The organism is Microcoleus sp. S36b_A4, assembly GCF_036700645.1.
GTDB lineage: Bacteria > Cyanobacteriota > Cyanobacteriia > Cyanobacteriales > Microcoleaceae > Microcoleus.
This window is the reverse complement of record NZ_JAUBPI010000010.1, coordinates 41,947-66,760: the sequence shown is the minus strand read 5'-3', so window position 1 is coordinate 66,760 and position 24,814 is coordinate 41,947. Positions and strand designations below refer to the sequence as shown.

The window sequence follows — 24,814 nt, the reverse complement described above, 5'->3', positions numbered from 1 at the left end:
ATCCCGGACACTGCTCGTTTCCTAACTTCCTGATTTTTGCTTAATGAAAAACTGCTCTCATGGCTGAATCTTCCAATTGGACGCACCTGCACGCTCAACTGCACAGGACGCTGCTATACAGACAAATATTGCCCTCAAATCAGCGATTGCTAGTAGCAGTATCCGGCGGACAAGATTCTCTGTGTTTAATTAAATTACTGCTAGATTTGCAGCCTAAATGGGGGTGGAACCTAGCTATTGTTCACTGCGATCATCGTTGGCGTTCTGACTCGCAAGCGTCGGCCAATCATGTAGAACAATTAGCTAAAAACTGGGGAATATCCTACTATTTGGAAACAGCCTCGGACATCCCCAAAACAGAAGCAGCGGCTAGACAGTGGAGATATCAAGCTTTAACCGAAATTGCGATCGCCCACAACTACCCCTACATTGTTACAGGCCACACAGCCAGCGATCGCGCCGAAACACTCCTCTACAACCTGATTCGCGGCAGTGGCGCCGATGGACTTTCCGCCCTCACCTGGAGGCGGCCCCTGCTCGATTTTGGATTGCCGATTTTAGATTTTAGACTGGGGAATTCCGGCGAAAATCCCAACTCCCAAATATCTGCCGATTTTAGATGGGAAAATCAGGATGACAATTCCCAATCGAAAATCCAAAATCTAAAATCTAAAATCTATTTAGTTCGTCCCTTGCTCGAAATAACTCGATCGCAAACAGGTCAATTTTGTCAAGAGCAAAAACTACCCATTTGGGAAGATTCCACAAATCAAGACTTGCAATATAGTCGCAACCGGATTCGATCGGAATTATTGCCTTATTTGGAAACTCATTTCAACCCAAAAGCCCAACAAGCCCTAGCTCAAACAGCCGAACTCCTCCGCGCCGATGTAGAATATCTCGAACTTGCAGCCAGCGACTTGCTAAAGCGAGCAATGTCTCCAATTGCAGACAGCCCCCAGGTGAATTTTCAACTTCCCGTCAAGTTAAATCGCCCGATTTTGCGGGAAGCACCCCTGGCACTACAGCGACGGGCAATGCGGCAACTACTGCAACAAATATTGCCATCGGCATCGAGTTTTGAAAGCGTAGAAAAACTAACCAGCTTAATCGTAGCGCCCAACCGATCGCAAACCGATCCATTTCCTGGAGGAGCGATCGGTCGAGTCGAACACCCTTCGATAATTTTAGATATTAAATTTTAAGCTGTGATCAAACCCGAAAGGACTTGTCGCAAATCGGAAACTACCCGATCTTGCTCCTCTCCTGTCTGCTGCACGCGATCGAGTTCCCCCGCCGCCGCTTCGAGCTTTTGGCGTAGCGCAGTCAAATTGTCCTGCACCGGCTGCAACATTTCTTGATAAACATTCACTCTGCCCCATAGTTGCGCCACTGCACCTTTCTGGTTGAACAAATTCTGCTCTAACTGCTTGAGTTCGTAGCGTTTCGCCTCACTTTCCCCATTTTGGCGGTTGACATTTGCCTCAATTTGGGATAAGGCTTCCCGCACCTGCTGAATTTCGTTTTCCAGTCTTTGCAATTCTTGGCTTTGCTGCTCCCGCTGAGTATTGAGCTGTGCGACAATAGGCCCCAAATCAATATCTCCTCGCTCTTGTTTTGGAGCATTAGCAGTACCCAGCCGCCGCCACAGCACCGCCTGATGCTGCTTTAAAACATCTTCCCGTTCCTGCAACCGGAGGCGCTGTCCCACCAGAGTTTCGTTTAACATCTGATAACTTTCGAGTTCATCTGCCATTTCATTTTCCAAAGCCATGCGATCGTACTCGCTAGCAGCTTGAATTTTCTCTTGCAGCTCCTCGATTGTCTCCCGCTGCAGAGTCAACTCCTCCTCTTGATCGTTAACAAACCGGAACACCTTTTCCAAATCCTGTTGCAGGTGTTGCACCAGCCCCTGTAACTCATCAACAGGCATCTTCTCCAAAGCTGACACATCTACTTTCTGCTCCGTACCCGCAGCACCCGAAGCAGATGCGAGACTGGAAACTTGCTGGTAAATATCCTCAACAGCCCGCACCTGCAAAGACACAGATCGAGCCTGGTCCTGCTTAGCGCTGAGGGTACTTTGCTGCCCTTTAAGCTCCGCCCGAGCCCCGGCCAAAGCTTCTTGAGATTGGTACCACTCTTGCCAGCGGTTTTGGAGGCTCTGATTTTGTCGATCGACCTCTTCTTGTTGCTGTTGAGCTATGCTTTGTTTTTGCTCCAACTGCTGCCAGTGCTGATCCAGAATTGCCTGCTGAGCGCCCACGGCACTAAAAGACTGATTCAGTTGTTCCCGCACCCCGTGGGCCGAAGCAATTGCCCCTCCCAGCTTCTGCATCAACTCCTGAATCCTCTGCGTCTGCTGCTCATCAACTACTGCCCCCTGCGGAACCTCAGACTGCTGCTGGGCCACCCGTTGCTGCTCGCCCCGTAACTGTTCCCAAGCCGTCTCAATTTCCACGCGACTGCGATCGACTTCTTCTCGCAATCGGTTAGCTTCATCTCTAGTATTTTCAATTTCCGAGCGCTGAGCTTCCAGCCGCTCCAACTCCTCTTCCATTTGAGCCAACTGCTCTTCGCGGGCTTGCATTTCCATTTCCCGGCGATTGAGTTCCTGACTCGAAAACGTCAGAGAAGCCTTCCACTGTTCAATTTCCTCTTCCTTATCCTTAAACTTGTCCTGCAATCGCGAGAAATTTTGCAGAATGCTCACCAACTGGCGGGCCGCCTCCTGAATCCGCTGCACTTGCTTGCTAGCGCTCAACTCAACCAGCACCAGCGTGCCGTCGTTAAACTTATTAGCTTCCTCAACTGGGATCCCGTCATCGCCTGGTACGGCGCTCCAGTTATGTTCGCCCCGCTGACAAGCTAGCAGTTTCAGTTCAGCCTTACCGCCACCGAGACCAAAGCCGCTTTTCTGTTTTTGTACTTCCGCTAGATACAGCACACTAATAGTCCTCTGCTTCGTAAAACCTATCCCAACTTACTTTAAGTTACTTAAAGGCTTAAAAGATAAGTGGTGTTTACTTCCTACGCTGTTGGGTAGACGGCTAATTCCAACATAAGTAGGCTATCCCCCTTAAGCCAAAGGTTCTTGACTAAACATAACACTGCGTGTGATCTTTAGTCAACTTACCTAAAGTAAACAAGTATAGGCAAGTAATGATAACTTTTTGCCACTTAAGTCTTACTTTTTGGTATCGTTTACCCAATCGGGGGATAGCATTTTTTTCTAACTTTTCTTCAGCACTCACGCATAGCACGCCCTCACGGGAGAACTTCCAGAAAGTACAGCCGCCGCCAGTTGTCTGGAGGAATGAGAGAGCAGTACCAATGCCGCTTGATTAAAGACTAGCAAAACTTCGGAGACTGCCATAGCCCAAACCTGAAAAAGGTCAGTCCTTGAACCTCCCTACCTCTAAAGCCGGGGGATTCTTGCCCACGTTCAAGACGACAACGGGACATTCAAATATCCCTCTACTCACTCAAAGAACTTTACTTCTCCAGGAGCGCAGACTTGCTGAGTTATTCATATTTTTAAGGTTGAACGTGACCTATGCTGCACTTATTTCCCCGTTAACTATTCCGAATTAATAGGATTAGTGCGTTGCCGGGGTTGCTCGCCCTCTTGGATATTTCAATGGGTTGAAAGTTATTCTTACTCTGGCGAATGGCTCTGGGCCAATTATACCACTCTGGTTTTAGCAACACAATCGTTTCACGAGACTTAAAAGTCCCTACCGACTGATCCCCAAGTCTAAATCCCCATGTCGTTAGCCCAGGGCTTGCCTCTGGCGTTTCGATCCAAAACTTTCTATTGATTTGACAAAGCTTTAGTTATGGGTCGATCGTGAGAAAAGCCGTTGCGGCCCCAAGCCGGCGCCGGGGTTCGGCGGACTAGGGATTTGAACCGCGCTGCCTTAGAATAGGGTAATGACGCGAGCCTATGACGCTCGCCGCGGGCGAGCAAAAAGGTCGATCGGCACTGAGGGTTTTCCTGACAATTGCCAACAAAGGTTCATTTTGACTGCACCTGATTTTAGGGCTGTGGCAAACCCAAAAAAAACCTCGATCGCAACTCATCCAACCCAACAGACTAGCCTCAAGTTCCCATAGGGGATCGATCGGCACTTGCTGCTGGTAGCAGCGGTAAAACCAGAGAATCCTCGGTATTTTGAAGTTGACCTACGCCAAGATGTGCTGGAGAAACTGACGGCATACTCAGGCAAAAACTTCAAAACTTTGGCGATCGAAGACTTGAACCAGTCGGGAATGCCAGTGTTGCACACTCGAAGAACCCGTGCAATCGTGCAATGTGGATTCTACGAGTTTAGGCAATGCCGTGGGAATACAATGTGAAACTCTACACTTAGAGAATGCCGCGAGTTTCGCGGTTTCAGCTTGTGGACTGGTAGCGCGGCCGAGGATCGGCAGCAAGTATCGCCCTTTCGTCAATGCCCAATTGTGAGATCGGCATCAGCGCGTAAATTATTGACGGAAACTAAAGTCAATCTTTTCGCCAGCACACAGTCTTTCCGAGCTCAGACGCCAACGGTTTTAAGGAGGATACTTTAGCTGCATGCAGGGAAATTTGAGTGAAATAGACATCCGCAGCATCCTGCAATTGATTGAGTTAGGTCAGCGAACCGGAGAACTGTTCGTAGAGGCCTACACCTCCACCGGCAGCAGCACGGGTACTCAACCTACCCCGCGCTCCCTTGCAGGACAATCCTGGTATGTCTTCTGCTTCAACGGTCAGATTATTTACGCTACCCAGAGTGCGGGCAGTTTGTTTCGGTTGCGCGACTACCTGCGCCGCTACAAAGCAGATACCGCCCTCGACAAAATCCAAGTTCCCTATATGGCATCTACCAATGCCCCAGAATACGGCTACCTATGGGCCCTGCTAGAAAACCACATCCTCACCCCAGCTCAAGGGCGCAACATCATCCAGAGCATGATCCACGAAACCCTATTTGACTTGCTCAGTCTCCACCAGGGTTCCTTCACTTTTGAAATGGGCCCAGCTTTGGCTCCTCAACTGACCAGCTTAGAAATTAGCTCCCTGCTGGCCAAGATTGTCAAACAGGTGCAGCAGTGGAAGCAGTTTCACCCTCACATTCAGTCGCCCAACCAATGTCCGGTGATTTCAGACCCCTCCGAGCTGCGAGTCGCGCTGCCTGTCAATACCTTTAATACTCTCCGACGCTGGGCCGATGGGCACACTTCGATCCGCCAAATGGCGCGCTACCTCAACCGAGACGTGCTCACTGTCGCTAAGGCGATTTACCCCTTTGTGCAGCAGGGATTGGTGCAAGTATTTTACGAACCCTCTGTTGCCCCGGCCAACAATAAAAAAGAATGGTCATCCCCAGAAACCAAGGTTCCGAGAGTTGTCTGTATTGACGACGACAATACTATTCGCAAAACAGTCGAGTCAATTTTAAATGAACACGGTTACGAAGCTACTACGATCGGCAATCCCCTCCAAGCCCTGAGTTTGGTGTTTCCACTCAAACCCGATTTAATTCTGTGTGATATCGCCATGCCGGAACTCGACGGCTACGAAATTTGCGCTATGCTGCGTAGTTCGAGCGCTTTCCGGCAGACGCCGATCGTGATGCTGACGGGCATCGACGGATTTATCGACCGCGTTAAAGCCCGCATGGCCGGAGCTACAGACTTTTACACCAAACCTTTTGGTGAAAGCGAGTTATTGATGCTGGTAGAAAAATATGTGGGTCCGGGCTACCCTCGGGTCAATCTCTCAGAAAGATTATTAGACCGATCGCTAGAAGACCAATTAGAAGAAAAATAACTTTCGCACCGATGGCAGGATGGGAGCTTTTTTGTACCTGCGGTTAGCTCAAGTCTCGGTCACCACAAAGAGAAAGCTGGGGGTACTATTGGCGATCGCACCATAAACTAGAATGTATTAATCCGCGCCCTGGCATAAGGGCGTCGGTAAAACTCTGTTCAATTTCTAGACCCAAGTGGTCTAACACGCTCAAAGTGCAAATATAATATACTTGTTCTCCACTTGTAGCCGCTCCGAAAAACTGATGTACAGAGCTACTTATTGCTAGGTATTTCTGTACAAAGTCAGAGAGTGCAATTGTCAGTCTTAAGTGACTCCGTTCATGATTGTCGCGACACCAGCCATGTCAACAACTCCTCGCTAATCCGAGTATCGGTTTAGCATTCATCGCAGAAATTACCCAGAGTTTTACCAATGGAGACGGCGGTGGGATTACAAAGTCAAGCTCTAGGGGTTTCAAATTAATTGTTCGTACTCTATTTGAGCTAATTTGTAAGCATTGGTCGCGCGAATTTATTGATGGCAGTCAATTATTGACGGAACAAATTTATTGCCAAGTACCTCCGGCAGTAGCGCCATTCACCCCTTGGCTGTGTCAAGCTTGGCTGTGTCAAGTTTCGACCATCGAAGTTTCGATCAAGTTTTTCTTGGCGGGAAACCTCAACAATTTGCTAGAAATGCAGGTGTCAGAATTATGATTAGCGGTAGCCCAGACTTTATATTACCAGGACTAGGTGTAGATCCGGCTCCGGAATTCCAAGAACTAGAAACTCCCGAAGGCGAGCTGCACCTGCGGTTCTACGTTCCTTCGGGGAACGAGTTCGCTCTGCCGGCGACAGGGATTAGAGAGGTACTATCCCCTTCCCCAGACCGCATGACACCGATCCCCAACGTTTCCTCTTTGCTTTTAGGTACGCTAAATATGAGAGGACGAGTGATTTGGGTGGCAGACCTCGGCCAATTTCTGGGAGACCAAACACCTCTGAACACAGATAGACCCGAAATCCCGATCGTGGCTGTGGAAGACCAAGACACGATTTTGGGGCTGGCAGTCGATCGAATTGTGGGGATGGACTGGCTCGACGTAGAGCAACTGCACTCTCAGAACAATGCACCAGACGGCATGATTCCATTTCTGAGGGGAGAATGGATGTTAGGTGCACCAGCTCAGAAAGTGCTCCGACTGCTAGATCAAGTGAAAATTCTGCGCTCGGCGCGGTGGGCAGCGTGAAATCGATTTTAGATTTGCGATTTGCGATTTTCGATTGAGGTCTAACCATCAACAGTCACACGACTTGAGGCGCGCATCTAAACATTCAATTCAAGATAAAAATCAAAAATCTCAAATCTAAAATCTAAAATCCAAAGAGGGCGGCAAATGGCAACAAGTACCAACTTTCAGCAGGACTACCAACGGGCAGAAGCGGCCTACATGGATGGCAATTATTCAGAAGCCGCAGCCCTAGTTTATCAATTAGTAGAAGATTTTCCCGAAGACCCCAGCGCTCGCCTGCTGTGCGGACACATTTACTGCTACGGACTGCAACAGTATGAGGTGGCGCGGGAACAGTACACGGTTGTGCTAGGCCTGAGTGATGACCAGAGTTTGGTGGAACACGCTCACAGCGGAATTACCTACACTGACCAATTTTTATCTGGAGAGCTGCAAACGGAAAATTTCGAGGCTTTGTCTGCTGAAACGGAATTAGAATTTTATCCAGACTTATCTATTGATGAAGGGTTAGAAGATCCGGATTTAGGACTTTTCCAAGGAAATTCACCATCCCTTTCCTATAGAAGTCAATCCCCAGACGACATGGAAAACGAGGACTTGGCTGACTTGGGGATGAGTGGCTTGGGGTGGGAACCAGAAGACGACGATGGCGCAGGCTCAGTCCCAGATTTAGCCTCACATTCTAACCCCTTTGGTGGCGACAGCGGCGGAATGGCAGCTTATGCTGAGAACTCCGGCTCCCTAGAGATAGACGAATTTGCCGACTCGGACTTTGGAGACCCTTTTGCCTTAGATGATGGAGGGTTTGATGCTGCTGACTTGTCTAGCAGCAAAGTGTCTGGTTCAAGCGCACCTTACTCAGGAGATTCGTTTTCCGAAGCTCCGACTCAGATGCTCAACGGTCAAAGTTTTGCCTCTTCAGAAGTCGGGAATTCCTTCGACTCGAACCCACTAGACTCCCCCATCGCGCCCTCGGACAATTTGGGCGAACCTTTTGCTGCGCTCGATTTGCCAGACGAATTCGACGATAACTCCGACTACGACTACCAATCCCCGCCCCAGAGTGGTCAAAATTACGGTCATAACGCACCCTATGCCGAAGAAGAGGAAGACCCTTTTGCCGAGGCGATGCCCTCGTCGGGTTTGGGGTCTTCTCGATCTCAAAACAAACAGCCGAATAACGGGTCGGACTACTCGTCAAACTATTCGCTGGCGGAAGACGAAACGCTGTTGATGGGAGGTGCTGTCCCCAACTCTCAAAGTCAAAGGTCGAGCCGGGGACAATTTAATTCAGTCGATCGAGCTTCCGCCAACAGCAACGGTTACAGCGACTCGGAACCCCCGGCATTTAGCTCTAGAGACAACTTCGAGTTAGATGCTTTTGAAGACGACGCTTTTAGCGATTCTTTCTCTTTCGACGAAAACGAACAAGCGACAGCTTTCGGGGCGTCCGACAAGAACAACAGCGCCTGGTCGTCAAAAACTGGGAACGCTCAAGAACACAGCGACTTTTTAGACGAATTTGACGAATTTGACGATTTGGGAAATTTGCCTGACTTTGATATCTCAGAAGATGCCAGCAGTTCGATATTGACTAGAGGTAACACCAATTTCGGCAACTCGACCAGCGGCATGATGGGAACGACAGGCAGCAGCCTGGACTTTGACAACAGCGATGGCTCAGCAATTCGGGATGACGAAATATTTAGCATAAGCGGCCCGGCTGATGCGTCTGTGTCGAGTTTTTCTCCCACCGAAACAGAAGCAGTCGATACTTCGGTAACAGTAGAACAGGGGGGACTGGCTTTCTTGGAAAATGCCCCTTTGTTTACAAAACAGTTGTACACGGCAATCGGGGCGGGACTGGTTTCTCTGGTAGCTGTGGCTTTCGTCACCAACATTGCCTCCTATCAAGCTCTGCGGCAAGACAAACCGGAGGCGATCGTTTACCTGCGCCAAACAGGCTGGGTAATGACCGCAGCCGCAGGCTTTACCAGCTTTTTAACTTCTTGGGGCATCGGCCAGTTGATCGCCAAGCAGGTACGCAAGTCGTCGGATAATTTGCAAGCTCAGTTCGATGCCGTATCTCAAGGAACTTTGGACGCTCGCGCTACGGTTTACTCGGAAGATGAATTTGGCAAAATGGCTGCTAAATTCAACCACATGGCGAAGGTCATCCAAACCACGATTAGCGATACCAGGCGCAAGTCTGACGAGCAGGAACAAGCAAAAGAAGACTTGCAGCGCCAAGTGATTCGCTTGCTAGACGACGTGGAAGGAGCGGCCCGGGGTGACTTGACGGTGACGGCAGAAGTGACTGCAGACGTTTTGGGTGCTGTTGCTGACTCGTTTAACTTGACAATTCAAAATCTGCGCGAAATTGTCCATCAGGTGAAGCAGGCGGCTCGGGAGGTCAGCAAAGGCGCTACGGATAGTGCCAAGTTTGCGGGCGATTTGTCTTCCGACGCGCTGCGGCAAGCTGAGGAACTGGCGGCAACGCTGAATTCCGTGCAAGTCCTCACCGATGCGATTCAGCGGGTCGCAGAGAGCGCTAGAGAGGCGGAAGAAGTGGCCAGGGGCGCGGCGGCAACGGCTCTGAAAGGGGGCGAGGCTGTGGAGCGGACGGTGGCCGGGATTTTGGAAATTCGCGAAACAGTAGCAGAAACCACGAGAAAAGTCAAGAGGTTGGCGGAAGCTTCTCAAGAAATTTCTAAGATTGTGGCTTTAATTGCGACGATCGCCTCCCGGACGAATTTGTTGGCCCTCAACGCCAGTATTGAGGCGGCGAGAGCTGGGGAAGCGGGCAGGGGTTTCGCGATCGTGGCAGATGAGGTGCGACAATTGGCAGACCGATCGGCTAAGTCTTTGAAAGAAATCGAACAGATCGTGATGCAAATTCAAAGCGAAACCGGCGCGGTAATGACGGCGATGGAAGAAGGGACCCAGCAGGTTATTGAGGGGACAAGATTGGCAGAACAGGCGAAGCGATCGCTTGAAGATATCATTCAAGTAACTAACCGAATTGACGTGCTAGTGCGATCGATTACTGCCGACACAGTAGAGCAAAACGAAACAGCTCGCGCAGTCGCCAGTGTGATGCAAGCAGTCGAGCTAACTGCTCAGGAAACCTCCCAAGAAGCGCAGCGAGTTTCGGGTGCTTTGCAAAATTTGGTGGGCGTTGCTCGCGACCTTTTGACATCGGTGGAAAGATTCCGAGTAGAAACAGCAGAAAGGCAGTAATCAATTGTCTAATGCTTTTTTTGCTGGCTGATTTACAAGCACGTTAGTGTGGCAATGATGACAGACAAAAAGCAACCTCGCAGTCTTGAAACCGCTGCGGGGATGCCAATCCAACACCTAAACAAAGTAGGAGTTGCACAGATGGACGATAACATAGTAGAGGTAATACCGGGCATCTTTGGTGAAGTTCAGCCGACGGGCTGTATTATCTCTACCCTAACCAAATCTAGCAGTGGCTATGCCAATAAAAGACTTCGCATTAACGGTGAATCGAAAACGTTTACTGTCCACCGTTTAGTATTAGAAAATATCTTAGGTCGTCCGATTAGACCGGAATACTTTGCTTGCCACACTTGTGATGTCCGCAACTGCATTAATCCAAACCATTTATGGGAAGGTTCTAGACTGGAAAATTCTCAAGATAGGTTTAAGAAAGGACGAATTAAAGATGTAGAAAGTACATCTGCGCCGAAACCTCAAAAACAAGTGCGAGGCATAGAAGTAATTCCAGGCATTCGGGCCCAAATACAGCCGAACGGCTGCATGGTTTGTACCTTGGCTAAAAGAAGTGATGGTTACTCGGTGAAAACTATCAAGATTAATGGGAAAAATCAAAGTTTCTATCCCCACAGGCTGGTACTGGAACACAAACTGGGAAGGCCTGTCAAACCCGGTTATTTTGCTTGCCACAGTTGCGACGATCGCGGTTGTGTCAATCCAGACCATTTGTGGGAAGGAACCCCCGCCGATAACTCCCGCGATGCTATAGAAAAAAACCGCTTTCCTTTCGTTCCCGGCAAGATATCTGTCCACCGCAAACTCCAACCCGAACAGGTGCGGGAGATTCGCTATCTTTTAAGTGAGGGCATATCGAAAAGAAAAATAGCCAGGACATTTGCCATATCTCGCAGTCAGATTATTCTCTTGGCAAGGGGCGAGATATACAGAGACCTTCTCTAGAATTACTAACATAGACCCAATACAATAACGCTTAAAATCAGGAATAAAACTATGCTGCCGGAGCAACAACAGAGGATAATGGGCTACTTTATTGAGGAGGCCAAAGACCACCTCAATACGATCGAACAAGGCTTGCTGAATCTGCAAACCACGATCGAAGACCCAGAACTGGTCAACGAAGTATTTAGGGCCGCTCACTCTGTCAAAGGAGGAGCAGCAATGCTGGGGCTGACGAGCATTCAGCAAACAGCTCACCGACTAGAAGATAGTTTTAAAGTATTAAAAGAGTGCAGCGTTAAAGTAGACCAACAGCTAGAGTCCCTGTTTCTGCGAATTTTTGACACATTGCAAGGGCTGTTAGAGCAACTGTCGGGGCCTTTTGGACTGACAGAAGAATTGGGAGAACAGATGGTTCGAGAATTAGAACCAGTATTTGAAGAACTTAATGGGCACTTGGGGGGACTCGTTGGACACGGAGAATACCATGCATACGAGAGCAGCGCTCTGGCCGTACCCGAACCAGTTATGGCGGGGATGGGAGTCGGGGCGTTGGCCTCATCAAGGAGTATTCAGGATTCGCGGTCAGTTTATGCACCTGATGCCAGAGCAACAGAAGACAGCGCGCTGCAGCTAGTATTTGACTCGGACGTACCGGCGAGGATGCGGGAACTTCTGCAAGAGTTCAAACAGCCCGAAGGGCCAGAAAGCAGGCGGCAACTCAAGAACATTTGTCGGAACTTGCTCAGGGCGGGGGAAGAATTTGAACTGCCCTGCTGGATAGAATTGATCCAAGCTGTATCCAAGGCGATCGCCAACCCAGACAATACCTACCGTACCTTAGCCCCAACGGTGATCAAAGACATCAAACAAGCGCAAGAACTGGTCATTTCTGGTCTAGAATCGTCGATCGCACCAAGTGCAAAACTTCTGGCGCTGCAGCCGGCTGTTCTGGTTCCAGAAACAGATTTTGAAGATTTGCTGGCCTTCGCTCAACCGAGTAAATCCGGGAAAAATGTGGTTTCTGTTGAGGATGAGGCCTGGGATCTGGTGGGATCGGGCGATGCCCCGGATGGATTGAACAAGTTGCTGCCGACTATTTCGGGGCTGAGTATAGACGAGCTGTTCGACCAACTCGACAGTGGCAACAGCAACGATGACAGTGGCATTCGATCGTCCCAGTTCGACGCGGATTCCGCCTTCGCAGAATCGGATATAGAGACGGGTGCATTTAGAGGCTCGACCCGCACCGGCCCGGAAGTGGGCGCGGCAGAACTCAACACTTTAGCTGACTTGTTTGACGGCGAGTCCCCGGATCTCGACGGCGCTTGGGAAGAAGAAGAAGACCTCGACTATGCACAGTCTTCTGGGATATCGGCGGGAATGCTGGGGTCAGACGATGACAATTCCGGCGATTTTACTGATTTGTTGTTTGACGAATACGATGCGGAAAGTTCCGAAACGAACACGAAGCCTCCGATTGATGACCTGACGAGTTTGTTTGGGGAGGATTTGCTGTTTGGAGAGGAGGCAGAGGGCACGGCAGTAGCTGCCGGTCAGAAAAATGCGGGTTCGAGCCAGCGGTTAACTCGCAAACAGGTTAAAACGGGTAACGGTAAGGGCGGTTTGGAGCGGCGAGACGAGACGGTGGCCCCAGCCAGGGGACAAGCTGACGAAGATGCTCTCGGTACGCTTTTGGACGAAGTGGCTGCCCAAACTTCTGCAGGTGGTACGGACAATGCTGATTTCGAGAACTTGTTCAGCGATTTAGGCTTATCTGAGGCAACAGGTGGGCTGGCAGTCTCTTCGGAGTATTCCCTGAAGTCTGAGGCTTTAGATGGAGAATCGAAGAAACCTGCAGCAGGGGGGGGCAATGATTCAGCGGAGGCCGAAGCGGTTGGTCTGCCTGAAATCGATGATTTCGAGTTGTTCTCTGAGCTTGGCGAGGATTCGGATTTGAGCGAGTTGTTGGGGATTACTTCTAATTTCCTTTCTTCAGAAGACGAAGGTGGGGAGAACGGGGGCGATCGAGCTCAAGCTGCAGGCACCGAACAAAATGAGGAAATGGGCAACGTTCTTAACATGACATCAAATTCTGATTTAGATATCTCTGCGGATGAAAACTGGCTAGAAGATTCTTTCGGCATGGAAGACGAGTCTGTGCAATCGCTCAACCTGGAAGTGGACGATACGGATTTAGATGCGCTGTTTGGGGATATGACCTCGGACGCGATTTCTGAGGATGAACAGACTGTGCGGGATGGCAAAGGATCGGCTACTTCCCGAGAAGCGGCGGATTTGGCTGAGCTGTTCGGTTCTGTACCTACGGGTACTGAGTATGACGGAGAAGCTTCGGGGCAAGCCCGTGGGAGTTGGCCCAATGATGGGCATTCAGAATTGCTGAGTGCGGATGTGGGAGTTGATGAGGGCGACTTGGGGAGTTTGTTCGAGAACAATGGTGCGGCTGTTTCCGACCAAGGCTTGGCAAATTCGGCAGAGGCTGAACTAGAGGCTTTGTCCCACGATCGTCCTGAGTCGGAAATTTTAAATGTCGAATCTGATGAGGGCGCAGCTTTCGATTTCTTGGAGGATATGTTTGGGGAAGGCATGGTGCAGCAGGGGAATGCTGGATCGGCGCCAGATGACGGCGCTGCTGTGGCTCAAGAGGAGTTGTCTGCCCAACCTGCCGATGGTTTGTTCGACGAGGCGAGTGCGGATTTGTTTGATCGAGCCGAAACAGATGCCGCCGGGGAGTTTGAGGGCGAAGATGATTTGTTTGATGCCCTGGAAACGGATTTTTCGAGTGTGGATTTAGAGGCACTGCCTGCAGAATCTCTCGATGGTATGTTTGATGGGGATGCTGACTTGCTCTCGGCGATGGAAACCGGGGCTACTCTCAACAACGAAGAGTTGGAGGGTTTTGATGATTTGTTGGATTCGATCGATGCTGAGGTTCTGGTGACTTCGGAACTGACGACGGGCTTTTGGGACGCTGAGGACGAGTCGGCCCATGCCGATTCCTCGGAGTTGGAAGAGGGATCGCTGGCAGACTTTTTTGGCGAGGGCGAATCAGGCGATGAGGATGATGCCGAAGGCAATTTTGACGATTTAGAAGCTCTGTTAATCGCAGGGGGTGCGGGAGCTGTAATAGGAGCTTCTGGAAACACAAATCAGAGTCCGGTAAATACAGAAGTTTTTTCGGATCTCGAAGAACTCCTCAGCGAGAGCGCAACTATGCCGGAAATTTCTGCACCGGCGACAACTGCCAGTAAAGCTTCGCGCGCTGCTGCCGAAGAGAGCGACGACGAATTTGGCGATTTGGAAAAACTGCTGGAAGATCCCAAGGACAGTGGCCGCCAAGGGGAAGGCAATATGGGGCCGTCGGCGATCAACAGACCCAGGCGGAATGCCCGCGCGGGCGGGTTCGGCGACCAGACGATGCGGGTGCCGGTCAAGCAACTGGACAACCTCAGCAATTTGATGGGGGAACTGGTTGTGAACCGCAACAGTTTGGAGCAAGACCAAGAACGGATGCGGCAGTTTTTGGACAATTTGCTGCACCAGGTAACGCTGCTGAGCGATGTGAGCCAGCGGACTCAGGATTTCTACGAGCGGAGTCTTTTGGAGATTGCTTTGCTGGCAAACCGGCAGGGACACCGATCGGCCTGGCGCTCTGAGGATTCGGCGCACACCAGGGAAAGTGCCTGGAGACCGGAGGAAATGGACAGGTTTACTCCTTTCCACAGTTTGGCTCAGGAGATTATCGAGCTGATCGTGCGGGTACGGGAGTCGGCGGCGGACATTGAGTTTTTGGTGGATGAGGCGGATCAGGTGACTCGCCAACTGCGGCAAGTCACGACTCAACTGCAAGAAGGTTTAACTCGCGCCCGGATGAAGCCGTTTGCGGAGACAACGGACAGGCTGTTCCGGGCGGTGCGGGAAATTGCGATTAAGTGCGGCAAGCAGGCTCAATTGCAGGTTGAGGGTAAGGATATTTTGATCGACAAGATGATTGTGGATCAACTATATGACCCGATGACTCATTTGGTGAACAATGCGATTACTCACGGGATCGAAGCGCCGGAGGTGCGTCTGGCGGCTGGGAAGCCTGCAGTCGGCAGGATTACGATTCGCGCTTTCCACCAAGGGAACCAAACCGTGGTTTCGGTTTCTGATGACGGGGCCGGAATTGACCCGCAAAGGGTGAAGGCGAAGGCGATTAAGCAGGGTATGCTGACGGCGGCTCAGGCTCAGAGGATGTCTCGCTCGGAAGTTTACGATTTGCTGTTTATGCCGGGTTTCAGCACTCAGGAACAGGCGACGGAGTACGCCGGTCGGGGGGTCGGTATGAATGTGGTGCAGACTTCGTTGCAGGAAATTCGGGGCACTGTGTCGATCGATTCAACCATCGGCAAGGGGACTGTGTTTACGATCCGTTTACCTCTGGTGTTGAGCATTTCTAAGGCTCTGACTTGCATTAGCGATCGCGCTCGCATTGCTTTCCCGATGGATGGGGTCGAGGATATGATCGATGTGCCTCGCGATCAGGTGACGACGGGGGCGGATGGTTTGCCTTGCATTGAGTGGCGGGGTCAAAGCTTGCCGTTCCGGCCGCTGCGGGATCTGCTGGCTTACAGCCGCCATTTGGGTCGGGGCAGTGTTTACGGGTTTAATACTGACGATGACATGATTTCGGTGATTGTGCTCCGCTCTGCTGGCAATTTCTTGGCGGTGCAGGTGGATCAGGTTTCGACGGAACAGGAAATTGTGATCAAGCCGTTGGAAGGGCCAGTGCCGAAGCCGATCGGGATTGCTGGGGCCACGGTGCTCGGAGACGGTCGGATCGTGGCAATTGCGGACGTTCTGGAGCTGATCGATTTGGCTACTGGAAGGCTGCGGAAGGACACTGGCGGTACGCTTTGGGATGAGGGCGATCGGGCTGCTGCCGAAGCGGAACTCGAGAAGACTGAGCCGACTGTGCTGATTGTGGATGACTCGATTACCGTGCGATCGCTATTGTCGATTACTTTCGAGAAGTCTGGCTATCGTGTAGAAGAAGCTCGCGACGGTAAGGAAGCTTGGGAAAAGATGAAATCTGGTCTGCCTTGCGATATCGTTTTCTGCGATATTGAAATGCCGAGAATGGACGGTTTGGAACTACTTTCTCGGATGCAGAAGGATGCGGTTTTGTGTGAATTGCCGATCGCGATGCTAACTTCTCGCGGTGCTGACAGACACCGCCAAATGGCTTACAGTTTGGGCGCGAAAGGCTATTTCACTAAGCCTTATTTGGAGGAGCAATTGCTTGATGCTGCTTCTCGGATGTTGAAAGGTGAGGTTGTTGGTGCTCCGGTTGGTGTGTAATGTGTAAATCGGCATTTATCTGCGGTTAAAAAAGGTAATTTCTTAACCACAGATAAGAATTGATAGACGCGGATTCACGCAGATAATCTCTAATTCATCTGCGTGAATCTGTGTTTATCTGCCTCTATCTGCGGTTGCAAAAAAGGGAATTTGTTAACCGCAGATGAAAATGGATAGACGCAGATTAACGCAGATTTAGCTCGCGCTTTCGGTTTTGGTGGTAGGCTGGGAATGTGGGGTGTAGCGGAAGGGCGATCGAGGTTATTTATGGATGCTAAAGAACTTTTAGAAAGATACGCTAAAGGCGAACGTAAATTTCCGAATGCAAAGTTAAGTGGGGTAGACCTTAAAGGTGCTGACCTGAGTGGGATAGACCTACAAAGTGCTGATTTGACTGGGGCTGATTTGAGTGGCACAAACCTAACAAATGCGATTTTTTACGCTGTTAATTTGAGTCGGGCATCCTTGACAAGTGCAAACATGAGTGGAATACGTTGTGATTCAGCTAATCTAAGTTTAGCAGAACTCAACGGTGCAAATTTGAGTAAAGCAAATCTGAGTAGTTCCAACTTGACTAATGCTAATCTTGACAAGGCAAATCTGAGTGGTGCAAATCTAACCGCTACTAACTTAAGTAGAGCCTCCTTGTTTCACGCAGACTTAAATAGAGCGGACTTGACTAACGCTAATCTGACTGAAGCCAACATAATTCAAGCAGATTTAACTTCTGCAATTTTAAGTGGTGTAAAACTCTTAGAGGCAAAAAATCTCAACGGTTCTAAACTTAGGGCAGTCAAATTGCCCGAAAATAATTTGTCAGGAATGAAGTTGATAAATGTAGATTTAAGTGTGGCAAACTTGGCAAAAGCTAACCTTAAAAAAGCTTGCTTGCAAGGCTCGGATCTAGAAAGAGCTAATCTGCGAGGAGCAAATTTAAGTAGAGCAGATTTAAGTAGAACCAACTTGAAAAGGACCGACTTAACTGACGCAATAACCTATGGCTGGAATATCGAAAATGCAGACTTAACTGGTGCTATAATGCCCGATGGAGAAATCTACGAGCCAGAAACCTCTAACGCAGAACTCTACCAGCCAGAAACTTCGGAAAAATCATCCCAAAAGGTAACATCTATGACGCGCAAAATTATTCGTACTGACAAAGCACCGGCACCCGTGGGCCCTTACAATCAAGCCATTGCCGCTACGGGCACTATGCTGTTTGTAGCTGGTCAAATTGCGATCGACATTAGACTAAACGATATTGTCTACACCGACGATGTGGCAAAACAAACCGAACAAGTTATGGCGAATCTAGAAGCGATTCTCACAGAAGCCGGCGCTACTTGGTTGGATGTGGTAAAAACTACGGTTTTCCTCAAAGATATGAATGATTTTGCCGCTGTGAATGCGGTTTATGCGAAATATTTTGATGCGGAAACTGCACCGGCGCGCGCTTGTGTGGAGGTTTCGCGTTTGCCGAAAGATGTGTTAGTAGAGATTGACTGTATTGCGGTTATTTAACGTGAGTTAGAGTGCTGACCTGGCACGTCGATCGGATCGACGTGCCAGGTATATAGAGTCTGACTCCTCAAGCTGCAATAGTCTCACTACTTCTTCAAATTAGCAGGAGTTTAACTTAAGTGCCAAATAGTTTGCTAAACTTATTCATAGTTAATCACGCTTGAGGGAGTTTTATGTTTGCCATCAAACGAGCGCTAAAACTAAATAATAAGGAAGCGACGTTGATGGCAAAACACGCAGGATTCCGGCGCGTGGTTTTTAACTTTGGATTGAGCTTGCGGACTCAAATGTACAGTGAGGGGAAATTTACCGACTCGAAGGTAATCAACGAAGTCAAGAAAGTTCTCACCAACTACGTCAAGAAAAAACCTGAATTTGCTTGGATGAATCAGTTATCCAGTCGAGTTTATCAAAATGCGTTAATCGATTTGAAAGATGCGTTTAGTCGCTACCGTTCTGGTTCTTCAGGTCATCCGAAATTTGCTAGCCGACGCTCCGGTCAATCTTTCACTGTTGACTCGTCGAACGGTAAAGTTTTGTTAGCCGCTGGCAGCAAGATCAAGATTCCTACTTTGGGAACTTTTCGACTCTATGAACCATTAGAATGCAGTTTCATCTCTCAAACTTTTACTATTTCAAAAGAAGGGAATCGCTGGTTCGTTTCCTTCTGCGTTGACGCAGAGCGCTTGCCCGTCCAGCACTTTGAAGGCTCCGTGGGAATTGATGTCGGCATCAAGTATGCGGCCACGCTATCAACCCAGCAGACTTTTGATGCACCAAAGCCGCTAAAACAAGCGAAAACCAAGCTTGCTACTTTACAGCGCCAAGCATCAAAACAGGTAAAAGGCTCTCGCAATCAGCGCAAAACTTACAGCAAAATTAGTCAGCTTCATGCCCGGATAGCTCGCATTCGTTTGGACTTTCTCCACAAGTTGACAACTTATTTAGCCAAAAATTTCAGGGTAATTAAGATTGAGAACTTAAACGTTCAAGGAATGATGGCAAATCACAAATTAGCCGGGGCAATATCTGACCTTGGATTTTACGAATTCAAACGTCAACTCGACTACAAGTGCCAAATGTACGGAGCTAATTTAGTGTTGGTAGACCAGTGGTTTCCCAGCAGCAAGACTTGCTCGAATTGTGGCACAAAAAAAGATATGCCGCTAAGCGTTCGGACTTTTGACTGTCCTGCTTGCGGTATATCTTTAGATCGCGATTGGAATGCAAGCGTTAATATTTTAAACTGGGAACCCTCGGCTTGAGGGAGATAGCCTACTTATCTTGGGATTAGCCGTCTACCCAATAGCGTAGGAAGTGAACTAAAAACTGTGTCTGAAAATGAGTTTAGACAAGTTTAGATAAGTTTTACGAAGCAGTTTCAGGTACAACCCAGTAGTAGACTGTTCTCTCGCCCACTTTTACTACCTGCTCAGGTTTCCAGTCGCCCATATCGAATTCATGGGACACAATGCGCGTACCTGGTTTTAATTCACTGAGTAATTTGGGGCGCAGTTTTATGTTAAGTTCTGGCAGTAGGTAAAGCGTGACAACTGTTGCCTCACTGAAGTCTGTTTGGAATAAATCTTCCTGACGAAACTCGACACGATCGGTCACGCCAGCCTTTTTGGCGTTCTCGTTAGCTTCTCGAATGCGTTCTGGGCTGATGTCAATACCAATGCCCCGCGCGCCAACCTTTTGAGCGGCTGCAATCACAATCCTACCGTCGCCACTACCTAGGTCGTAAACCACGTCATTGGATTGCACGTTTGCGAGCCGCAGCATTTCATTCACAACCGGTACAGGCGTTGGAACGTAAACGACATCGGGTTGACGAGTGGGAGCTTCTGTTGTGGGGCTAGGACTCGCTTGAGCTAGATCAGAAACAGAATTAGTTTGGGATGTGGCAGCCGGGGTGGGAGCCACTGTCTCAAAGTTACGTTGTTCGCTACAGCCGATCGCAGCAAAACTGAGAATGCTAACGCCAACAAAGACTGATTGCCTAATGGTTTTGAGTTGCATGATCGTAAATCTCCAAAAAAAGTTGCTATGTAGTATGACGGGCAAAGGGAATACCCAGTAGAACAACGATGACCCCTACGATCGCGCCGATGCCTGTATAGACCAGACTGGAATAGAGCAAATAGCCACAAATGGCGCAGAACATTATGGGAACGATCGGGTAAAGCGGTACGCTAAACGGGCGGAGTTGATCAGGTTCTCGAATGCGTAAAACAATTAACGACAGGGTGCTGATCAAAAAGAAAAACCAGAAAATGGGGGCAGTGTAGTCCACCATTGTTTCAAATCCTTTGCGGGTGAAGGTTCCCAGCCCAATCAGCGTCAGCGCGATCGCACCTTGCAATAAATAAGCGGTTGTTGGTGAACTCGGATGCGGGTGCCAGCGTCCCAACCAGCGAAACGCAGACCTATCCTGCCCCAGAGCAAAGCTGCTGCGTGCCCCCGTAAAGATGCTGCCGTTGATCGACCCCAGCGTGGCGGTCACAACCAGTAAACTCACAAACGTGGCTCCCGGTTCACCCAGCACTCGCCGCAGTAAATCTGATGCAACGGCTTGAGAGTCTGCCATGCCTGCGATACCCAATCCCCGCAGATATGCCAGATTAATCAGCAGATAAAGTGCTGTAATGATGCCAATGCTCCAGAGGAACGATCGCAAAATATTGCGCTGCGGGTGGTGAATTTCGGCAGAAATGTAAGCGGCTTCATTCCAACCACCATAGGACAGCAGCACGAAGACCAGCGCTAAGCCCCAGGAAGAGGTAGGAGAGGCATCGAAGGGAAGGGGCCCGACGGGAGGAGGGGAGGATGCCAGACCAACCACGATCACTAGGAGTAAGCCTAAAACGAGTATCACCGCTAGCCAGTTCTGGAGGCCTTTACTCTGGCGCAGTCCAATGATGTTCAGCATTGTGAGCAGGGCGATTGCGACTGCTGCGTAAATTGCAGGCGAGTAGCCACCTAGTCGAAATAGCTCCGAGGCATAGTCGCCAAACACAAATGCCAGCAGCGCGATCGAGCCAGTCTGAATCACAGTCATGCGCGCCCAAGCAAATAAAACCGCGATCGGTTGCCCAAATGCCCGTTTCAGGTAGTAGTAGTTGCCGCCGACATGGGGATAAGTCGTTGCCAATTCGGCGTAGCAAAGTGCCCCCAGCAATGACACAACACCGCCCATTAGCCAGACTCCTATGACACCACCAACCGTTCCGGTATTAGCAGCGACCAGAGCAGGGGTTTCAAAAATGCCTGCGCCGATTACTAGCCCGACAATCAAGGCGATCGCTTCAATTAGAGTAATAGAGGGTTTTGGAGTCCCTGTTTGGGGTTCGTTACGTTCCACCAGTGCAGTGTTCTCTAATCTATCCACAGTTTTAGCTTCTCAACGAGTAGAATTTGTAACGACACCCAGGCGTAAAGCAATTTCCGTTTTGCCCAAAAATCCGACGCCCACTCAGAAGAATTAAAATTCCTGCGATACCAGAAATTAAAAAGAGTTGCTGGAAACGTGAACTGTTCATCCTCAAAAATCTATTGAGGAGAGGGTTGACAATCAAGGTCTACTCTTAGCGTCAACAGCAAATGTGACTCAAAGGTGACAATCCCCACATTTCTCCAATTAATTACTGGGAGCCTATCGATATTACAGAAGACACAATTTCTAGTCCTTCTCATCACAGGCACTAAATCCCTGCTTAGGATCGGCGGCACTCGATCTATTTCCCACTCGCGAATGGTGCAGCAATTTTTCGATCATCCGCTTAGTTCTTAATACGGTAGCTGATCAATTTGCGGACATTTTCAACCGGCATTGCTAATTCTTGGGCGATCGTTGCTTCGACCTGACTGGTTTGGGTTACTGGAAACTCGTATTCCAGCTTCTTTAGAGTTGAGTCACTGGTGTTGACAAAAATAGTGGTAACACCTAGGCTGCGATCGATTTCTGCATTTATGGTCAAGATTGTTACTGGTAATCTCCGATTTAACGGTCTATCTGCCTGGAGTTTGTGGACAGAGTTATAAGGACGGCTGAGAACTTGAACCGCGAGGAAGTTACCTGTAGTCCAGAATAAGGCTGCTACCAAAGGCAGGGGTAACCAGAATTCCCAGGCAGCGCGGTGTAGAAGCGGTAGGAGGCGAGGTAAAGCCATTGGAATGTTGGATTTTAGATTTAGATGGCTCGAAATAATCTGGAGAAACTACCAACATTTTAGTTAGCAACAGATTGGCATAAATCTTACCTGTGATGGAGGCTTTGCCTAAATTTCTTCTCTACCATACGTAAAATTTGCCAAACAATGGTTAGACGGATGCGAATTCTCCTGGTAGAAGACGATGTAGATCAACTGGAGCCACTTCAAGCTGCTCTCTCTGAGGCTGGACATATTGTCGATGGTGTAGAAGATGGGGCGACGGCCCAGTGGATTTTATCGAAGCGGGACTATGATCTGTTGATCCTGGATTGGTTATTACCTGAGATCAGTGGCTTAAGCTTATGCCAGCAATACCGCCGTCTGGGAAAAACGGCCCCAGTGTTGCTGTTGACTGCCAAAGATGCGATTGTTGACAAAATTAGCGGTTTAGACGCTGGAGCTGATGATTATCTGATCAAACCTGCCGATGTGTTTGAACTGCTGGCACGGGTGCGGGCATTGGGACGACGATCGCCACTTTGGAAAGGAGATACTTTACAGGTTGAAGATATGACTCTACATTTATCAACGCTGACTATTGAACGGGGGGAGCAAAGTATGCAGTTATCGACTCGTGAATTTCTATTTCTAGAGTATCTGATGCGCCATCCGCGTCAGATACTCTCCCGTAGCCAAATAGAACAAGCTTTGTGGGAGTGGGGCAGCGAACCGGAGAGTAATGCGATTACTGTCCTAGTGCGTCGTCTGCGGCAGCGATTGCAGATGATAGGTGCTGTCCGTTGGCTAGAAACCGTATATGGTATGGGATATCGCTTGAATCCAGATGTTTAATCGTAGCCGCCGCAATCTTGCCCACTGGTTTACGCTCTCGATGGGGGCTATTCTGATCATTTTTGCAGGGATCATTTACTACCAGCGAGCAGTTAACCGCTTAGAAGAGAGCGATCGACTACTCTACAAAAAAGCAAGAGTCATGGCTGCCAATATTGACTATGGTTTGCGGCAGGGAAAAGAACACATCGATCTGAGTAACGTTCCGATTCTTGGGAATTATTCTCCTCCCTCTGACAGTGAAGTTGTTTATGCTCGGTGGTATTCAGCGACTGGACAACTGCAACAGTTTTATGGGGCGCAGCCCTCGGCTCAGATTCAGGCTCGCGCGGCGTTTCAAACCATTCAGTCTTCCCCCGAGTGGCTGCGACAATTAACGCTTCCGGTTGACTACAAGGGACGCACGATTGGCTACCTCCAGATTGCCATCCCATTGACTGATGCTCAGAAAACACTGAGAGAGTTACTGATGGTAATGGTGGTAACATTGCCCTTGACCCTGGGCGCGATTAGTCTAGTAGGTTGGTTTTTAGGCGGATTGGCTATGCAACCCATTCAAAACGCCTATGCCCAAATGCAACGATTTACATCTGATGCTTCCCACGAACTAAGAGCACCGCTTGCCACCATACTCAGCAATGCCCAAGTTGGCTTACTCAGCCCAGTCGATGCCGGCAAGCCTAAGCACTCTCGATTGGAAAAGATTGCTGAAACGGCTAAGTCGATGAATCGGTTGGTGACTGATCTCTTGTTTTTAGCACGACAGGCAGGACAGTTAGACGCAAACTCGATTCAATCGATTCACTTGAATGACCTGTTAAAAGATACGATCGCCACTTCATCAATACAGGGTGTTGCCCAGCATTTAAGACTTCATTTAGAACTGCCTGAAGAGAGAGTTATGATCAAAGGCAATTCTGATTTATTAAAACAAGCTATCACTAATCTACTCACCAATGCCTGCAAATATACCTTACCTGAAGGAACAGTGTGGCTGCGGTTATTGAATCAGTCTCATCGCATTTTAATTCAAATAGAAGATAGGGGAATCGGCATTCCAGAGGCAGATTTGCCACACATTTTTGATCGATTTTACCGAGTTGATGAGGTACGAACACGGAAGAAAGGCGGCTCTGGATTGGGATTGGCGATCGCCCAGCAAATTGTGGAAGCTCACGGCGGACACCTAACAGTAAGTAGCGAGGTTGGGAAAGGTTCTCTGTTTCAAATAGAACTGCCCCTGTCAATCGATTTTAGATTTTAGATTTTAGATTTTAGATTTGAAGCATTGACTTGCGCGAGATAAATTCGGGGGCTCCTTTATCGGATACAGGTTTTTTATTTCTGGACGGATGAATCACGTGGCGGGTATCCTGGATGCTTTCGGTCATAGAAGATATCCTGCGGCTATAACGGGGACATAGAAGATTGTCACTCTTGAATCACAGTTGCGATCGATTATGTAGTTACGGTTTCAACCGCCGAGGGTAAAGTGCGCGACTTTATTAACTTCCACAGCCGATCGCACTTTTGTCGATCTGTCGCTGTCGCGCACCTACTCCCAAATCAATCTGAAACAATCAGATTTCATCTCAATTAGCAATTAAAAATCACTAATCACGAGTTAGCAATTAGCAATTAGCAATTACTCTAAAAGCAATTACCAATTACCAA

At 49.1% G+C, this 24,814-nt stretch carries 16 protein-coding genes; 11 read left to right on the top strand and 5 right to left on the bottom strand.

The window, feature by feature from the left end:
• Window positions 1–59: 59 nt before the first annotated feature.
• Window positions 60–1,205 (top strand): tRNA lysidine(34) synthetase TilS, encoded by a 1,146-nt coding sequence (gene tilS / locus QUA03_RS05225; RefSeq protein WP_333210288.1) that lies wholly within the window; start codon window positions 60–62, stop codon window positions 1,203–1,205.
• On the opposite strand, the gene hmpF is transcribed toward tilS, so the two are convergent.
• Both hmpF and QUA03_RS05215 read right to left on the bottom strand, forming a co-directional pair.
• Window positions 1,202–2,947, bottom strand: a complete 1,746-nt coding sequence (gene hmpF, locus QUA03_RS05220; RefSeq protein ID WP_333210287.1) for a pilus motility taxis protein HmpF — start codon at window positions 2,945–2,947, stop codon at window positions 1,202–1,204. The two genes, tilS and hmpF, sit on opposite strands and share 4 nt — an antisense overlap.
• A 303-nt stretch (window positions 2,948–3,250) precedes the next feature.
• Window positions 3,251–3,376 (bottom strand): hypothetical protein, encoded by a 126-nt coding sequence (locus tag QUA03_RS05215; protein WP_333210285.1) that lies wholly within the window; start codon window positions 3,374–3,376, stop codon window positions 3,251–3,253.
• Between the two features lie 1,203 nt (window positions 3,377–4,579).
• Here QUA03_RS05215 and QUA03_RS05210 point away from each other — a divergent pair.
• The 8 genes from QUA03_RS05210 (at window position 4,580) to QUA03_RS05175 (ending at window position 19,399) form a co-directional block, all read left to right on the top strand.
• Entirely contained in the window at window positions 4,580–5,818 is a 1,239-nt protein-coding gene (locus QUA03_RS05210) for a response regulator (RefSeq protein WP_333210283.1), read from the top strand.
• 326 nt (window positions 5,819–6,144) lie between these two features.
• Window positions 6,145–6,516 (top strand): hypothetical protein, encoded by a 372-nt coding sequence (locus QUA03_RS05205; protein ID WP_333210282.1) that lies wholly within the window; start codon window positions 6,145–6,147, stop codon window positions 6,514–6,516.
• On the top strand, window positions 6,516–7,049 hold the full coding sequence (locus QUA03_RS05200) for a chemotaxis protein CheW (RefSeq protein ID WP_039887356.1): 534 nt from the start codon (window positions 6,516–6,518) through the stop codon (window positions 7,047–7,049). Before QUA03_RS05205 ends, QUA03_RS05200 begins: the two co-directional genes overlap by 1 nt.
• Before the next feature lie 147 nt (window positions 7,050–7,196).
• Window positions 7,197–10,292, top strand: a complete 3,096-nt coding sequence (locus tag QUA03_RS05195; protein ID WP_333210281.1) for a methyl-accepting chemotaxis protein — start codon at window positions 7,197–7,199, stop codon at window positions 10,290–10,292.
• Between the two features lie 141 nt (window positions 10,293–10,433).
• Window positions 10,434–11,252, top strand: coding sequence for an HNH endonuclease (locus tag QUA03_RS05190; protein WP_333210279.1), 819 nt, complete (start codon window positions 10,434–10,436; stop codon window positions 11,250–11,252).
• A gap of 51 nt (window positions 11,253–11,303) precedes the next feature.
• Entirely contained in the window at window positions 11,304–16,613 is a 5,310-nt protein-coding gene (locus tag QUA03_RS05185) for a response regulator (RefSeq protein WP_333210277.1), read from the top strand.
• 231 nt (window positions 16,614–16,844) lie between these two features.
• A complete protein-coding gene (locus QUA03_RS05180; protein ID WP_333210276.1) occupies window positions 16,845–18,134 on the top strand; it encodes a Rid family detoxifying hydrolase in 1,290 nt (429 codons plus the stop codon).
• Window positions 18,135–18,307: 173 nt separating this feature from the next.
• Window positions 18,308–19,399: an RNA-guided endonuclease TnpB family protein gene (locus tag QUA03_RS05175; protein ID WP_333210275.1), complete on the top strand. Its 1,092-nt coding sequence runs from the start codon at window positions 18,308–18,310 to the stop codon at window positions 19,397–19,399.
• A gap of 103 nt (window positions 19,400–19,502) precedes the next feature.
• On the opposite strand, the gene QUA03_RS05170 is transcribed toward QUA03_RS05175, so the two are convergent.
• From QUA03_RS05170 to QUA03_RS05160, 3 genes are all read right to left on the bottom strand, one after another.
• Window positions 19,503–20,156 (bottom strand): class I SAM-dependent methyltransferase, encoded by a 654-nt coding sequence (locus QUA03_RS05170; RefSeq protein WP_333210273.1) that lies wholly within the window; start codon window positions 20,154–20,156, stop codon window positions 19,503–19,505.
• Between the two features lie 25 nt (window positions 20,157–20,181).
• Window positions 20,182–21,525: an amino acid permease gene (locus QUA03_RS05165; protein ID WP_333210271.1), complete on the bottom strand. Its 1,344-nt coding sequence runs from the start codon at window positions 21,523–21,525 to the stop codon at window positions 20,182–20,184.
• A gap of 391 nt (window positions 21,526–21,916) precedes the next feature.
• Complete coding sequence (locus tag QUA03_RS05160; protein WP_333210270.1) at window positions 21,917–22,306, bottom strand: hypothetical protein; 390 nt, start codon at window positions 22,304–22,306, stop codon at window positions 21,917–21,919.
• A 159-nt stretch (window positions 22,307–22,465) separates the two neighbouring features.
• Here QUA03_RS05160 and rppA point away from each other — a divergent pair, with 159 nt between their 5' ends.
• Both rppA and QUA03_RS05150 read left to right on the top strand, forming a co-directional pair.
• On the top strand, window positions 22,466–23,140 hold the full coding sequence (gene rppA / locus QUA03_RS05155) for a two-component system response regulator RppA (RefSeq protein ID WP_333210331.1): 675 nt from the start codon (window positions 22,466–22,468) through the stop codon (window positions 23,138–23,140).
• The gene (locus QUA03_RS05150) at window positions 23,133–24,404 is read left to right on the top strand and encodes a HAMP domain-containing sensor histidine kinase (RefSeq protein ID WP_333210268.1); all 1,272 of its coding nucleotides are present in this window, start codon (window positions 23,133–23,135) and stop codon (window positions 24,402–24,404) included. Before rppA ends, QUA03_RS05150 begins: the two co-directional genes overlap by 8 nt.
• Window positions 24,405–24,814: the final 410 nt, after the last annotated feature.